The sequence below is a fragment of the Nonomuraea sp. NPDC001636 genome, from assembly GCF_040298265.1.
In the GTDB taxonomy this organism is placed as follows: Bacteria; Actinomycetota; Actinomycetes; order Streptosporangiales; family Streptosporangiaceae; genus Nonomuraea.
The window spans coordinates 61181-75698 of the sequence record NZ_JBEOZT010000012.1; the positions used below are offsets into that span (position 1 = coordinate 61181).

A 14518-nucleotide genomic window follows, 5' to 3' on the forward strand; every position below is an offset into this window, starting at 1 on the left:
AGGCCACGGTGGCGGCGCGGGCACGCTCCCGCGCCGCCGCGCGAGGTCAGCGGTCCTCGAACCGCACGTCGTCGAACAGCGCCTCGTCGCCGGTCGGAGCGGTGCCCGCGCTGCTGAAGGCGTAGCCGTCCATCGAGGTCACGGCGGCCGTGCGGGGCAGCGTGGCGATCTGCCGGTCACCGGCGTACAGGGTGGCGGAGGAGGTGGTGGCCTCCAGGCGGATCCTGGTCCAGCCCTCGCCGACCGTCCCGGCGGGGGCCAGGGTCGTCCACTTCTTGGTGGCGGCGTCGTAGCGGCTGACCGCGCCGGCCCTGCTGATGCTCAGGTGGTAGGCCGACGTCGTCCCGCTGGTCACCGTGAACAGGAAGGAGTTGGTCACGCTGACCGGCTTGTAGCGGAACTCCAGGGTCTTGCGTGCGCTCGCGGTCGTGGTGCGGGCGGCCTTGGCCATGAGGGTGGTGGACTTGTCGGACAGGGTCAGCGCGCGGTCGGCGCCCACCTCGTACGGCGACACCCAGGCCGCCGACAGGCTCTGGTAGCCGCGCGGGCGCAGCCAGATCGGGTCGTTGTCGAAGGTGTCGGTCGTGGAGGAGAGCTCGACCTCGTTGAGCATCGCGCAGCTCGGGCCGATCTCGGCGTCGCAGTCCGGCGTGGCCTCGACGACGATCTTGACGTGCCGGCCGGTGGCGTTCACCGGCTGGTGGCGCAGCGCGTAGTCGGTGCGCCCGGTGACCGTGGCCACCGGGCGGCCCCAGTCGGCGCCGTCCTTGGAGACGTAGACACTGGCCGAGGCCGGGTGCCCCGGGCGCAGGCTGAGGCCGATCCGGTTGAAGGTCTGCTCGCGGTCCAGGTGCAGGACGTACTCGCCGGGGCCCTGGGAGACGGCGCTGGACCAGTACGCGGTGCTGCCGTCGAAGGCGCCGTCGGGGCGCACCCGCGGCCGCCGGGCGTCGGCCCAGGTCATGTTCGTCTCGACGGTCAGCTCGCCGGCGCGCTGCTTGGCGGCCAGGTCGATCCGGCCCGCGCCGGGTGCCAGGACGTCCAGGTGGCGGCGCTTGACGGCGTACCAGCCGCCGTTCTCGAACTTGCCGCTCGCCGGGCAGGCGGTCTCGTTCAGCGTGCCGTCGGCCTTGACGCCCGGCAGCTTGCAGTTGTCGAAGAGCTGGACCAGCCGGTTGGCGCCGACGGCGGCCAGCGCCGTGTAGCCGGACGAGCCGTGCGTGTCGTAGACGCCGTCGCGGTTGTGGTAGGTCACGCGCTGCTGCGTCCAGGAGTCGCCGCGGCCGTCGGGGGAGATCGCCAGCCAGTCGTCCGGACGGCCCGCGCTGAGCACCAGCACGCCGTTGGGCATGAGCAGCAGGCGCGGGGCCACGCCGCGCACCGTGCAGCTCTGGCCGGACAGCTGCAGGTCGCGCACCGCCGACCAGGTGCGGCCCTCGTCGGTCGAACGGCTCCAGGCCAGCGTGGAGTAGGTGCCGCCGTCCTTGCGCAGGACCGCCAGCAGGCTGCCGTCGGCGGTCTGCTCGATGGCCGTCTCGTTGTACGTCGCCTCCCCGGCCGGGCGGGCGATGACGCCGCGGCGGGCGAAGGTCCGGCCGCCGTCGGCGCTGGCGTACAGCTCGGCCTGGTTCTTCCCGCCGGTGGCGGTGTAGCGGGCGTAGACGGTCACCAGGACGGTCCCGTCGGCCAGCTGGATCGGCACGCCGTGCGCCACGCCGCCGCCGACCAGCTCGTCCGGGCTGGTGAAGGTGGCCTTGGCGGTGTCCCAGGTCTGGCCGAGGTCGGTGGAGGTGTGCACGTCCAGCTCGTTGGTGTGGGCGTCGACCTTCGACAGGTAGTAGGCGGTGCCGAACAGGCGGCCGTCGTGCAACTGCACCGGCGCCTCGCGCAGCGGCGTGCTGCGCGCCGGGCCGAAGGTCAGGCCGCCGTCGTCGGAGACGGCCATGCCGCTGGTCTGGGCCATGACCGCGTCCACGTTGGTGGACCAGGTGGCGATCAGCTTCTGGCCGGGCGTGCCGTCGGGCCGGACCACGTCGATCGCGGTGAGGTTGGGGAAGCCGGCGTAGTCGCGGCGCTGGGCCGCCGTCGGCTCCTTGGCCGCCGGGCGCGGGCTGGGGTAGACCCAGTCCACGAAGGCGTCGCTGCCCGATCCGGCCAGGTAGCCCTCACGCGGCCCCGACTCCTGTGCGGTGAGGGCGGGCGTGTCGGGAATCGAGCAGTACGCGGCCGCGTGCGCCGTCCCCTGCAGGACGACGGGAAGGGGGGCCAGCAGGCAGGCGGCGAGCAGCGCTCTGGTGGGCAGCACGGGGGAAGGACTCCTTGCGCAACGAACGATCGACGTCCGTTTTGTCGTTTATTTACGCAAGAAGGCTATATTTGACTAAAAGTGGAGGTGTAAGTTGTAACTGCCTTATGTCCGCTTTGTGATGAAGTGGGTCAGTCGTCGAGCCCGCGGGCCGACAGGGCCTCGCCCAGCGCGTCCGCGTGCCGCAGAGCGCCCACCACCAGCGGCACCGCGAACGCCCGCACGCTGCGCTCGACCCCCCGCGCCCGCTGCGCCTCCCTGATCCGCACCGCCAGCGACGCCACCACCGGCACGCTGCGCACGGTGAGCGAGAGCAGCAACGACAGCCGGAACGGGTCCAGCCCCACGAACCTGACCGGCGACAGGACGCGCTCCAGCGCCGCCAGCATGTCCGCCGTCCGCGTGGTCAGCGTCACCAGCCCCGCCAGCGCCACGGCCAGCACCACCCGCAACGTCGAGGACACCGCCGCGTCCAGGTCCGCGAACACCAGTTGCAGCACGAACAGCATGACCGCGAACCAGCGCACCGGCCGCACCTGCGCCCACGCCGCCCGTCCACCCACCCGCGCCGACGCGTACAGCGCCGCCGCCACGACCGCCGCCCCCGCCAGCGCCACCGGCGGCCGCACCAGCACCAGCGCCGTGCACGACACCGCCAGCCCCGCCAGCTTGACCCCCGGCGGCAGCCGGTGCAGCCACGAGCCGCCCGGCACGTACGCCCCGGTGAGCCCGTTCACGCCATCAGCTCGGTGTAGTGGCCGATCGCCTCGGCCGGCGTGCCGTCGGCGACCACCCGGCCCTCGTCGAGCACCAGCACCCGGTCGAACCCGGCCAGCAGCGGCAGGTCGTGCGTCACCGCCACCACCTGCTGCGGCATCTCCCGCAACAACGCGGCCACCTGCCGCGAATGGCGCAGGTCGAGCAGCGTCGTGGGCTCGTCCATGACCAGGATGTCGGGTTCGAGCACCATGACCGCGCACAGGGCCAGCAACTGCTTCTGGCCGCCGGACAGGTGGTGGGCGGGATGGTCGGCGTGCCCGTCCAGGCCGTGCCGGGCCAGCACGTCGTGCACCCGGCGCTCGACCTCCTCGCGCGGCAGGCCCTTGCGGCGCAGGGAGAAGGCGACGTCCTCGGCCACGGTCGGCATGACGATCTGCGCGTCGGGGTCGGTGAACAGGAACCCCACCCGCCGCCTGATCCGCGCGGCCTGCCGGCGGGTGTCCAGGCCGAGCACGGTGACCTCGCCCGAGGTGGGCACCGCCAGGCCGTTGATCAGCCGGGCCAGCGTGCTCTTGCCCGAGCCGTTCGCGCCCACCACGCCCACCCGGCGCTCGGTCAGGCTCGCGGTGACGCCGCGCAGCACGTCGCGGCTGCCCAGCTGGACGTGCACGTCGGCGAACTCGATCACGCGACCACCTCGAACAGCGCGGCCACGCCCAGCCCGCCGCCCACCGCCGCGGCCGCCAGCCCCAGCGTGCCCGCGGGCGCCCCGGCCCGTACCAGCCTGGAGAAGAGCCTGGTCACCACCACCGCGCCGGTCGCGCCCCACGGATGGCCGAGCGCCAGCGCGCCGCCGCCGGCGCACACCCGATCGCGGTCGGCCTCCAGCGGGTCGAGGCCGAGCGCGTCGGTGACGGCCAGCACCTGCGCCGCGAACGCCTCCACGATCTCCACCGCGGCCACCCGTCCCATGTCCACCCCCGCACGTGCCAGCACCCGGCGGACCGCGGGCACCGGCCCCCACCCGGGCAGCGCCGGATCGCACCCGACGACGGACCCGGCCAACAGCCGCAACCCCGGCAGGCCGGCCCGCTCGGGCGCCAGCGCCACGGCGGCCGCGCCGTCGCTGACCGGGGAGGAATTACCGGCGGTCACTGTACCGCCCGGCACGAACGCCGCGGGCAGCCGGGCCAGCGACGCCGCCCGCAGCGCCCTGGGGCGCTGGTCCTCCGCCCGGCCGCCGACCGGCACGATCTCCTGGTCGAAGGCGCCCGCCGCGCGGGCGGCCAGCGCCTTGGCGTGGCTGAGGCGGGCGTAGTCGTCCTGGCGGGCGCGGCTGATGCCGTACGCGCCGGCCAGGGCCTCGGCGGCCGGGCCCATGTCGGGGTCGGGATGGCCCTCGGGGGCGAACGGCGCCCGGTCGTAGGGACGGTCCGCGCCCCGCGGCATGCGCAGCGGCGCGGTCGAGGCGCTCTCGGCTCCCCCGGCGATCACCAGGTCCATCTCCCCCGCGGCCACCGCCTGCCCGGCCACCAGGATCGCGGCCAGCCCGCTGCCGCACTGCCGGTCGACGGTCAGGCCGGGCACGCCGTGGCCGAGCCCGGCGGCCAGCGCCGAGACCCGGGCCACGTTCCCGCCGGGGCCCATGCAGTTGCCGAGCACCACGTCGTCCACCGGCCGGCCGGCCTCGGCGGCCACCGCCTCGATGACGGGGGCGGCCAGCCGGTGGACGGTCACGTCCTTGAAGGCGTGCCCGGCCGTGCCGATCGGCGTACGGCGGGCCGCCACGACGACGGGTCGTCCGCCCACGTCAGACCAGCCTCCGGAGCTCGGGGTCGCCGCCGGCCAGCCGGTCGGCCACCAGGCCGCGGGCCGGTTTGCCCGACCCGGTGCGCGGCAGGACGGGCACGGCGTACCAGCGGCGGGGCCGCTGCGCCACGTCCAGCCCGCTGCGCGCGACGGCCTCCAGCAGCGCGCGCGGCGGCGGCGAGGCGCCCTCGACCACCGCGGTCACCACCGAGCCGAGCGACGGGTGCGGCGACCCGATCACCACGATGTCCCCCACCCCCGGCACGTTCCGCAGCACCGCCTCGACGTCCTCGGGCACGACGGTCGCGCCGCCGGTCTGGATCGCGCCGTCGCCGCGCCCGCGCACCCGCAGCACCTGCCCGGCCCGGTACGGCTCGGCCAGGTCGCCGACCGTCATCCAGCCCCCGCCGTCGCGGCGCAGCGGACCCCGCGCGCCGCCCAGATAGCCGTCGGCCAGCCACGGCGAGCGCGCCCACACCTCGCCCAGCGCGCGCCCCGGCTCGGCCCTGACCTCGATCTCAACCTCCGGGAACGCCCGCAGCCCGCCCCCGTCGGGGTCGAAGGCCACGAACGACAGCTCGGTCGCGCCGTAATAGGACATCACCCGCACCCCCGCCCGTCCGGCCAGGTCCCGGGCCTGCCCGGACAGCAGCGCGCCGCCGACGACGGCCGTACGCAGGCGGGGCGCCTGCTCCAGCACCTCGGGCAGCCGGTGGGGCACCAGATGGATCGCGGTCGCCGCGCGCAGCGACGCCGCCGTGGGCCGCCCGCCCGGCACGACGGCGGTCGCGCCGACGGCCAGCGTGTGCACGGCAGCGAAGGCGTACAGGGAGGAGACCAGCGGGCCGGGCACCAGGACGACGTCGGCCGGCCCGATGCCGGTCAGCTCGGTCAGGTGCGGGAAGGACCGCGTCCAGGACGCACGGGTGCGCGCCACCGCGCGCGGCCGGCCCGTGCTGCCGGAGGTGAAGCACGCCCACGCCCGGTCGCCGGGACGGGGCTCGGGCACGAGGGGCGCGCCCGGCGCGGACGCCAGCGGCTCGTCGATCCGCAGATCGGCGCCGGCCGCCCCGGCCACCCGCGCCCACCGCTCCGGGCTCCAGGCCGGATCGCCCACCAGCGGCGTCACCCCCGCCAGATCGGCCGCCAGCACCGCGATCAGCAGCTCGACCGGGTCATGCAGGGCGATGGCGGCCAGCTCGCCGCGCCCGCGCAGCTGCCGCGCGCCGCCCTGGACGCGTCCGGCCAGCTCGCCGTAGGTCAGCGAGCCGTCCGGGCCGCGCAGCGCGACCCGGGACGGGCCCTCGGCGGCGTGCCGCAGGACGTGCCCGGCGACCGGCATCAGCGCACCCGTTCGCGGTGGACGGCCGGAACGGCGTCGGGATAGGCGCGCTGCGTGCCCCTGGCCACCAGCGCGGCCACCACCGCCTTGAGCGCGTCGCCCGGCAGGAACACCGCGCTGAGGGCCAGCGCCTTGGCCGGCGGCAGCCCGGTGACCAGCGCCTGCACCGGCACGCCGACCAGGTAGACCACCCCGATCCCGCCCACCGCGCACGCCACCAGCAGCCGCAGGACGCTCGGCGTCCGGCCCGCCCGCTCCACCAGTAGCCCGGTGACCGCGGCCCCGGGGACCCAGCCGAGCAGGAACCCGGCGGAGGCGGCGGTGAACACGCCGAGCCCGCCGCGCCCGCCCGCCAGCAGCGGCAGCCCGGCCGCGACCAGCACCAGCAGCACGACCACCGCCAGCGCCCCCCGCCGGCTGCCGAGGATGGCCCCGGCCAGCATGACGCCGAGCGTCTGGAGAGTGATCGGCACCGCGTTGCCGAAAACGTTGACCGCGCCCGGCGCGCCCAGCACCGCGATCAGCGCGGCGAACACCGCGATCCTGGCCAGGTCACCGGTGGGGAACCGCCGCCGTCTTCCTGCGTTCGTCATGAGGACGATCCCACACCAGAACGGGTCGATCCCGCATGCAGGGTTCCCACAACACCGGCGGCTACGCCTTGTCAGAGGCGCTCATGCAGTGCGCCGTCCGGAACGCGTTGGTGATCTTCGTGTGCCAGGAGTCCAGCTCGCGGGCCGACAGGGTGGCGTTCGGGAAGGTGACCGTGACCCGCCGGGACACCCCGGAGATCGTCGCCGCCATGGAGACGTGGATGCGGTCGGGGATCACCGTCGTGCCGTCGGGGTAGTGCACCTCGACGCGGTAGTCGGCCACCGCGCCGCCCTTGGCCTCCAGGCAGGCGCGGGCGCCGTTCTCGACGCGGAGCATCAGGCCCTGGTTGATCTGCCTGCCGCGCATGGGGACCAGGTTGTAGCGCAGGCTGGCGCCGGAGAAGGAGGAGGCGATGAGATGGCCGCCCTGCCAGTCGCCGCTGCCGCCCCAGTTGCCGACGGTGGCCTCGCACCCGCTGCGCGCGGCCGCCTTCCTGGCCAGTTGGGGGGCCAGGGCCTGGGCGGGGCGCCCGGCGCCGTCGGTGGTGTAGGTGCGGGAGCCGTCCTTGTAGGTGTGGTTCCTGGCCAGGTGCTGGATGCAGGCGGCGGCGTCGGTGCCGGTGCTGGGACCGGTCGCCTGGGCGGGGGCGGTCAGGGTGGCGGCCGTCAGCGCGGCGGCGCACAGGACAGGGGGGAGCCGGGTCATGGGCATGAGAAGGCATTCCTCTCGCGGGGGACGCACGACGGGCCCGCGCCGGCAGGCTGCTTCGCCCTGTCGGCGAGCGCGTCGGCTTTGTCGCGATAGTGATGCCCCGGCGACGTTGTAGCGGAACGTTGCCAGAACGCTACTTTTCGTAGTGATTACAGGTAGGTCGCCCTGTTCAGGGCTCGACGACGGCCCAGCCGTGCGAAGGCAGGGTGAGCAGCGAGCCGTCCAGGACGCCGTCCCCGGCGGCCAGGCTCCCGGAGAACGGCAGCGTGACCTGCGACGGCTCGTCGGCGGTGCTCAGCGCCACGGCCAGCGCCTGATCGCCGGAGCGGCTCTCGTAGGCGTAGAGCTGGTTGGACAGGACCAGGTCGGTGGTGTGGGCGCGGCACAGCCACCGGTGGCGGCGGCGCACCGCGACGAGCCGCTTGTGCAGGTCGAGGACCGGCAGGCCGGTCGGCGGCATCTCCAGCGGGGAGGCGGGGAAGGCCGGGCGCACGGCGTCGTCACCGCCCTCGCGCTCCTCCTTGACGCCGCGCAGGGCGTACTCGTCGCCGGCGTACAGCGAGGGCGTGCCGGCCACCGTCATCAGCACGGCCAGGGCGTGCGGCAGGTGACGCTCGTCGGCCAGGCGGCTGGCCAGGCGGGTGACGTCGTGGTTGCCGACGAACGTCATCGGCGCGAAGGACTCGGCGAAGGCGGTGTGGCGCTTGAGCGTCCAGGCCAGCTCGAAGGCGTTGCGGTCGTTGAGCGAGCTCCAGATCGCCTTCCACAGCTCGTACTGGGTGACCGCGTCGACGCCGGTCTCGGCCACGAACGCGGCGTAGTCGCCGTGGATGACCTCCCCCACCACGTACGCCTCGGGCCGTCCGCGGCGCACCTGAGGCAGCACCCGCGCCCAGAACTCCGGCGGCACGGCGTAGGCGGCGTCCAGCCGCCAGCCGTCGGCGCCGCGGTCGAGCCAGTGGGCCATCACCGCCGCGACGTGCTCGGCGACGGCCGGCTCCGCGTGGTCGAGCGCGACCAGCGACTGGTGCCCCTCGAAGTCGTCGTGCGCCGGAGCGCCGCCGCCGGCCGGCCAGCGCAGCCGGAACCAGCGCGCGGCCGCCGAGCCCGGCCCCTCGCGCAGCGCCTGCTGGAAACGTGGGAAGCCCTGGCCCACGTGGTTGAAGACGCCGTCGAGGAGCACCCGCAGCCCGCGCTCGTGCGCGGCCGACACCAGCGCGTCGAAGTCGCCGTCGTCGCCCAGGCGCGGATCGACGCGGAAGTGGTCGAGGGTGTCGTAGCCGTGGGTCTCGGCGGCGAAGATCGGGCCGAGCTGCAGCCCGTCGGCGCCCAGCGCGGCGGCGTGGTCGAGCCACGGCGTCAGGCCCGCGAGCCGGTGGGTGACCCGCGGCACGGCGGCCCGCTCGGCGCCCAGGAAGCCCAGCGGATAGACGTGCCAGAAGATCGCCTGCTCTGCCCAGGACGGCACGTCAACCCCCCGATGAAGATCCGAAGCTCATTCTAGGCAGGGCCCCGCCGGGAGCCGCCCGCCGGGGCCCCGACCGGCTCAGGCGTGAGCCTGGAGGCGCTTGTAGAAGAAGCTGCAGTCGAGCAGGGTGCCGTCGGGGGCGCCGGCGTAGCCGGGCACGACGCCGTAGCGGGTCCAGCCGCCGGTGAGGTAGACGTGCTCGGCGGCGCTGCCGGTCTCGGTGTCGAGCACCAGCAGGCCGGCCCCGGCCGCGACGGCGCCGTCCTCGGCGGCGGCCAGCAGGAGGCGCGACAGGCCGCGCCCGCGCGCCTTGCGGTGCACCAGGAGCTTGACCAGCTCGGCCCGGTGCCGCGAGTTGGGCTTGCGGGCCAGCACCAGGCTGACCGTGCCGGCCAGGAAGCCGTCGGCGTCGCGGCAGGCCCACACCGCCATGCCGCCCTCGGCCACCGCCGCCGTCTGCTCCTGCCACCAGGCCGCGGCCTCTTCCGGGCCGAACGGCTTGAGGAAGCCGACCGAGGCGCCGCCGTCGACGGCGTCGGCCAGCAGCACGGCCAGCTCCTCGACGCCGCCGGCGAACTCCTGCGCGGACATGCGGGTGACGGTGTGCACGGCAGGGCTCCTTCGGGTGCTCACGGCAGGACGACGAGCAGGGCGTAACGGACCGGCGAGGGCCCCGGGCAGCGGAAGCGCGACCGCCCCCACAGGCGGAACCGCAGGCAGTCGCCCGCCTCCAGCCGGTGGACGCGGCCGTCGGCGGTGATCTCCACGACGCCCTCCAGCACCCAGACGTGCTGTTCGAGCCCGGGGACCGGCGGCTCGTCGTAGGCGATGTCCGCGCCCGGCCGCAGCCGCCCCTCGACGACCTCGCCGCGCAGCCCCGGATGCGGCGGCGAGACGGAACGTCGCTCGAAGCCCGAGCTCTCGTCCCGCCACACCGCCTGGGACGCCGCCCGCACCACCTGCGCGGGCTCCGGCTCCACCTCGGCCAGCAGGCGCGACATCGTGCGCCCGTAGACCGCGCAGAGTTTGTTGAGCAGGGCGGCGGTGGGGCTGATCTCGCCGCGCTCCAGCCGGGACAACGTCGAACGGCTGATGCCGGCGCGCCCGGCCAGGTCGTCGAGCGACCAGTCGCGCTCGACGCGCAGCTCGGCGAGCCGCCCGGCCAGCCGCTCGTCCAAATCCTGTCCCATATCCGGGACCATATCCCAGATACGGGAAATCAGCGACGGCCCTTCCGGCGGATCCTGATGTCCCGCATGTCGGTCACCGCGATCTGCAGCACCCGGTACGGCACCCCGTACGCCTCCAGCGCCGCGACCGCCCGCCCGGTGGCCTCGTGCTCACCGTCGTCCGGCCCGGCGGGCACCTGGCAGCGGAAGGTGAACGACGACACGGTGCCGTCGTGGGTGAACGTGCCCGCCTCGGTGAACGCCGTGTCGTGCGCCGCCAGCACCGCGGCCCGCCCCTCCTCGTCGATCCCGTCGAACGTGCCGCGGATGGTCACCCGGAACAACGCTCAGCCCTCCCGTACGGCATAGGTCAGCAAGGGCTCGCCGAACAGGCCCTCGGTCACGTCCAGCAGCTCCAGCACGGCCGCGGCGATGGCGTCGGGCCGCTCACCGGCCGCCACCCGCCTGCCGACTTCGGCGTACACCAGCGAGTGCAGGCAGCCGATCTGCCAGGCGACGGCCCGCGGCAGCGGATCGCCCGGCCCGGCCCCCGTCTCCGCGGCCAGCGCGTCGGCGAGCGCGTCGGTCATCTGCCGGCCCAGCTCCTCCAGGCGCGCCCGCAGCGTGGGAGCGGCCAGCATCATCTCCAGCACCTGGCCGAACCCCGCCGTCAGCCCCAGGCTGCGCTCGCGCCCGCGCACCTCCTCGCGCAGGCGGGCCAGCACCGCCCGCGCCGCCGACACGCCCGGCGCGCGTTCGCGCACGATGTCGGCCAGCCGCTGCGGCGAGGCCTCCTCGGGCGGCAGCACGAGATCTTCCTTGGCGGTGAAGTAGTTGTAGAGCGTGTTCACCGACACCTCCGCCGCCGCGGCGATCTCGGCGATCGTGACCTGGTCGAAGCCGCGGTCGACGAACAGCCCGATCGCCACGTCGGAGAGGTGCCGGCGGGTCTTGCGCTTCTTGCGCTCGCGAAGCCCTTCGGTCATGGCAGGACTCTACTGCAAAAATGAAGTGGATTGCAGTTTTGGGCGCGTCACCGGGATTCGACGTCGGCGGCGAACCGGTCCCACGCCGCCTGGCGGGTGATGCCGAGCGCCTCGCCGATCCTGGCCCACGTCACGTTGCGGGCGCGCAGGATGGCCACCCAGGCGCGCAGGTCGCGTTCGGCCTGCTCAAGGGTGAGCGCCTGGCGGGGCAGGGAAGCCAGCACGTCGTCGTCGGACATGCCGGACACATACTGGTCGTCCGGGGCGGGGCCCCAGTGGACGCGCGACCCGCCGTCGCCGGCCGGCGCGGGCTCGCCCTCCGCCTTGCGGAGCTCGGCCTGGACGATCTGCTGGCTCAGGTCGACGCAGGCGTCGCAGATGTAGACGCCCGGCCCGGCGACGACCTTCCTGGCTTTCTCGTGCGGGGTGCCGCAGAACGAACACCTCGTCGCCAGCTGCGCGACGGGCGTGATCTCCCGGATGCTCTCGTTGCGTGTCATCATGCTGTCAGCCTTCCCTTGACGCGGCGCCGTGTCAAGGGAAGGCTGACGGCCATCGGGCTCGCCGTCGAGGCCGCCGGCGAACGCGCGGCGGGCGTGCGGCAGCAGCGCCCGCACCGCCGGGCCGCCGCCCTCCCGCCAGACCAGGGCGAGCAGCGCGGGCGTGCGCACGTCGTCGATGAGCAGCGCGGTGAGCCGGTCGCGGTGGAGCGCGGCCATCGACTCGCTGAGGATCGCCACGCCGAGGCCGCGGACGGCCAGGCCGGCGATGGCGTCGGCGGCGCCGGCCTGCAGCGCGATCGGCGGCCGCAGCCCCTGGGCCGCGCACGCCTCGTCGAACACCGCCCGCAGCCCCGTGCCGCGCGGCATGCACACGATCGGGTGCTCGCCCAGGTCGCGCAGGGCGAGCCGCCCCCGCCCGGCCAGCGGATGCTCCGGCGGGACGGCCGCGACCAGCCGCTCGCTGACGATCGTCAACGACTCCAGGCCCTCGGGGACGCCGTTCGCGACGCCGATGAGCGCCAGGTCGAGAGCGCCGCCCCGGACCCCCTCGACCAGCTTGTCGGAGTTGTCCTCCAGCAGCGTCAGCTCCACGCCCGGATGCGCCCGGCGGAAGGCGGCCAGCGCGTCGAACAGGGGCGTGACCGTGCAGCCGAGCACCATGCCGACCGTCAGCGTGCCGCGGATGAGGTCGGTCACCTCGCCCACCGCCTGGCCCACCGCACCGGCGGCGGCCAGCGCGGCGCGGGCGTGTTCGAGCGCCGCCTTGCCCGCGACGGTGAGCGTGGCCACCCGGGCCGACCGGTCGAACAACTCGGCGCCGAGCTCGCGTTCGAGCTGCCGGATCTGGGCGCTGACGCCCGACTGGCTGATGTGCACCCGCTCGGCCGCGCGGGTGAAACTGCGCTCCTCGGCCACCGCGACGAAGTACTCCAGCTGCCTCAGTTCCATAACCTCAGATTGTAGTGCCCATCACAACCATCTGTTGGACTTCTGGAGCGAAGGGCGGCAGGCTGGCACCATGACCGCATACGAGAAGGCCATGCAGCCCGAGGACATCACCCGCCTGTTCGTCGAGCGTTCCAACGCCGGCGACGCGGCCGGCGTCGCAGCGCTCTACGAGGAGGACGCCGTGCTGGCCTACCCGCCCGGCAGCCGGACCGTCGGACGGGCCGCCATCCAGGCACTGTGGGAGAAGGTGCTGGCCGGCCGCCCGCGCTTCGAGCCGGAGCAGCCGCTGCCGACGCTGGTCAGCGGCGACCTCGCCCTCACCTCGACCCCGCCCAAGGACGGCTCGGGCGCCCGCGCCCAGGTCGTGCGGCGTCAGCCCGACGGGAGCTGGCTGCGCGTGCTCGACCAGCCCGAGTTCGTCCGGCCCGGCGAGCGCGCCTAAGCCGGGACGGCGCCGCTGACGGTGGTGCCCTCGCCGGGCACGCCGCGCACCGACAGACGCCCGCCCAGCTCGGCGAACGCCTCGCGCATCCGGCCGACGCCGCCGCCCGGAGCCGTGGAGGCGAAGCCGCGGCCGTTGTCGCTGATCGTCAGGCGCAGGCCCTGGGGCCCGGCGGTCACGGCGAGCGAGGCGGTGCTCGCGCCGCTGTGGGCCTCGACGTTGGCCAGCGCCTCCGCCGCGACCGCCAGCACGGCCCGCCGCCACGCCGCCGCCACGGGACCGGCGGGCAGCGCCCAGATCTCCAGGGTGATCCCCGTGCGCTCGGACCACCGGCCGCACAGGCTCTCCAGCTCGCCGGCCAGAGCCGGCCTGGTCTTGTCCATGATGCCCGTCATCGCATCTCCTCCGGACGCCCTTCCCCTTGAACGGGTGGGACTGCCCTGAGCATGGCGGTCGGGGCGTTGAGCCGTCGTTGAGCCCTCACCCGGGCACGATCGTCGAAGCGTAGCACCACGGCGTCGGCGACGCGGGGACGCCGGTCACCCGGAAGGCGTGCGGCCGGGCGCGAAGGGGTCCAGGCCGGTCAGGGCGGTGCTGGCGGCCCACAGGCGGGCCGCGAGCTCGGGGTCGGCCAGGTGCCCGCGCACCGGTTCGCGGGCCGGCAGGCCGCGCATCCCCAGCACCCTGGGCCCCCACAGCTCACCCCCGCGGACGGACGGATCCAGCACGGCCCGCACCGCCGGCCACGCCGCGGCCTCCTTGCCCTGCAGCAGCAGCCCGGCAGGCAGGCCGCGCAGCCGCTCACCGGCGGTGCGCGGCCGGACCGGCCGCGAGGGCGTCAGGGAGTCGAGCGCGCCGCCGGGATGGGTGACCACGCTCGCCGTGGTGGCGCCCGCGGCGCGCAGGCGGCGGTCCAGCTCGAAGCCGAAGATCATCTGCGCCAGCTTCGAGCGCGCGTACACCCGCTTGGGGCGGATGTCGCCGCGGCTCTGCAGGTCGTCCAGGTCGAGGGTCTCGGACCTGGCGGTGAGGCTGCCGGTGGTCACGACCCGGGCGGCGGGGGCGGCGGCCAGCAGCGGCGCCAGGTGCGCGACCAGCGCGAAGTGGCCCAGATGGTTGGTGGCGAACATCAGCTCGTGGCCGTCCTTCGTCTCGCGCCGCGGCGGGTGGTCGAGCAGCACGCCGGCGTTGCACACGACGGCGTCCAGGCTCGGCAGCCCCAGCGCCGCGACGACGGCCCCGACCGAGGCGAGGTCGGCCAGGTCGAGCGGCACCTGCCGGACGCGCGCGCCGGGGACCCGGCTGCGGATGGACAGCGCCGCGGTCTCCGCCCTGGCGGGGTCGCGGCTGCCCAGGATCACGGTGGCGCCGGTGCCGGCGAGCTGCTCGGCCACGAAGTAGCCGATACCGGCGTTGCCGCCGGTGACCAGGAAGTGCCTGCCCTGTGCGGACGGCAGGCGCCGGACGTCCCAGGGCGCGGTGGAGGAGGACACGGGAGCGCTCATTTCTGTAGTCGCTATG

Annotated in this window: 16 protein-coding genes; 1 reads left to right on the plus strand and 15 read right to left on the minus strand. The window is 74.9% G+C overall.

Going from position 1 to position 14518, the window contains the following annotated elements:
• Positions 1-46: 46 nt before the first annotated feature.
• The 13 genes from ABT158_RS22975 to ABT158_RS23035 all read right to left on the minus strand — a co-directional run bounded on the left by ABT158_RS22975 (position 47) and on the right by ABT158_RS23035 (position 12555).
• Positions 47-2305, minus strand: a complete 2259-nt coding sequence (locus ABT158_RS22975; protein WP_352356422.1) for an exo-alpha-sialidase — start codon at positions 2303-2305, stop codon at positions 47-49.
• Between the two features lie 131 nt (positions 2306-2436).
• Positions 2437-3042 (minus strand): energy-coupling factor transporter transmembrane component T family protein, encoded by a 606-nt coding sequence (locus tag ABT158_RS22980; protein WP_352356424.1) that lies wholly within the window; start codon positions 3040-3042, stop codon positions 2437-2439.
• Positions 3039-3713, minus strand: coding sequence for an energy-coupling factor ABC transporter ATP-binding protein (locus ABT158_RS22985; protein ID WP_352356426.1), 675 nt, complete (start codon positions 3711-3713; stop codon positions 3039-3041). The genes ABT158_RS22980 and ABT158_RS22985 overlap by 4 nt, the downstream gene beginning before the upstream one ends.
• Positions 3710-4834, minus strand: coding sequence for a thiolase family protein (locus ABT158_RS22990; protein WP_352356429.1), 1125 nt, complete (start codon positions 4832-4834; stop codon positions 3710-3712). The genes ABT158_RS22985 and ABT158_RS22990 overlap by 4 nt, the downstream gene beginning before the upstream one ends.
• Position 4835: 1 nt before the next feature.
• Positions 4836-6176, minus strand: a complete 1341-nt coding sequence (locus ABT158_RS22995; RefSeq protein ID WP_352356431.1) for a class I adenylate-forming enzyme family protein — start codon at positions 6174-6176, stop codon at positions 4836-4838.
• Positions 6176-6769: a biotin transporter BioY gene (locus tag ABT158_RS23000; RefSeq protein WP_352356433.1), complete on the minus strand. Its 594-nt coding sequence runs from the start codon at positions 6767-6769 to the stop codon at positions 6176-6178. The genes ABT158_RS22995 and ABT158_RS23000 overlap by 1 nt, the downstream gene beginning before the upstream one ends.
• 61 nt (positions 6770-6830) lie before the next feature.
• Positions 6831-7475 (minus strand): DNA/RNA non-specific endonuclease, encoded by a 645-nt coding sequence (locus tag ABT158_RS23005; RefSeq protein WP_352356435.1) that lies wholly within the window; start codon positions 7473-7475, stop codon positions 6831-6833.
• Positions 7476-7650: 175 nt separating this feature from the next.
• A complete protein-coding gene (locus ABT158_RS23010; RefSeq protein ID WP_352356437.1) occupies positions 7651-8949 on the minus strand; it encodes an alpha-amylase family protein in 1299 nt (432 codons plus the stop codon).
• Positions 8950-9027: 78 nt separating this feature from the next.
• On the minus strand, positions 9028-9558 hold the full coding sequence (locus tag ABT158_RS23015) for a GNAT family N-acetyltransferase (protein ID WP_352356439.1): 531 nt from the start codon (positions 9556-9558) through the stop codon (positions 9028-9030).
• A 20-nt stretch (positions 9559-9578) separates the two neighbouring features.
• Positions 9579-10139 carry a helix-turn-helix domain-containing protein gene (locus ABT158_RS23020; protein ID WP_352356441.1) on the minus strand — a complete coding sequence of 187 codons (561 nt, stop codon included), beginning with the start codon at positions 10137-10139 and terminating at the stop codon, positions 9579-9581.
• Between the two features lie 29 nt (positions 10140-10168).
• Positions 10169-10453, minus strand: coding sequence for a DUF6204 family protein (locus ABT158_RS23025; protein WP_352356443.1), 285 nt, complete (start codon positions 10451-10453; stop codon positions 10169-10171).
• 12 nt (positions 10454-10465) lie between these two features.
• Positions 10466-11104 carry a TetR/AcrR family transcriptional regulator gene (locus ABT158_RS23030; RefSeq protein WP_352356445.1) on the minus strand — a complete coding sequence of 213 codons (639 nt, stop codon included), beginning with the start codon at positions 11102-11104 and terminating at the stop codon, positions 10466-10468.
• Positions 11105-11151: 47 nt separating this feature from the next.
• Complete coding sequence (locus tag ABT158_RS23035) at positions 11152-12555, minus strand: LysR substrate-binding domain-containing protein (protein WP_352356447.1); 1404 nt, start codon at positions 12553-12555, stop codon at positions 11152-11154.
• 70 nt (positions 12556-12625) lie between these two features.
• Between ABT158_RS23035 and ABT158_RS23040 the strand changes: the two genes are divergently transcribed.
• A complete protein-coding gene (locus ABT158_RS23040; protein WP_352356449.1) occupies positions 12626-12997 on the plus strand; it encodes a YybH family protein in 372 nt (123 codons plus the stop codon).
• On the opposite strand, the gene ABT158_RS23045 is transcribed toward ABT158_RS23040, so the two are convergent.
• Positions 12994-13392 carry a sensor histidine kinase gene (locus tag ABT158_RS23045; RefSeq protein WP_352356451.1) on the minus strand — a complete coding sequence of 133 codons (399 nt, stop codon included), beginning with the start codon at positions 13390-13392 and terminating at the stop codon, positions 12994-12996. The genes ABT158_RS23040 and ABT158_RS23045 overlap by 4 nt on opposite strands.
• A gap of 144 nt (positions 13393-13536) precedes the next feature.
• Positions 13537-14490: an SDR family NAD(P)-dependent oxidoreductase gene (locus ABT158_RS23050; RefSeq protein ID WP_352356453.1), complete on the minus strand. Its 954-nt coding sequence runs from the start codon at positions 14488-14490 to the stop codon at positions 13537-13539.
• Between the last annotated feature and the right edge of the window lie 28 nt (positions 14491-14518).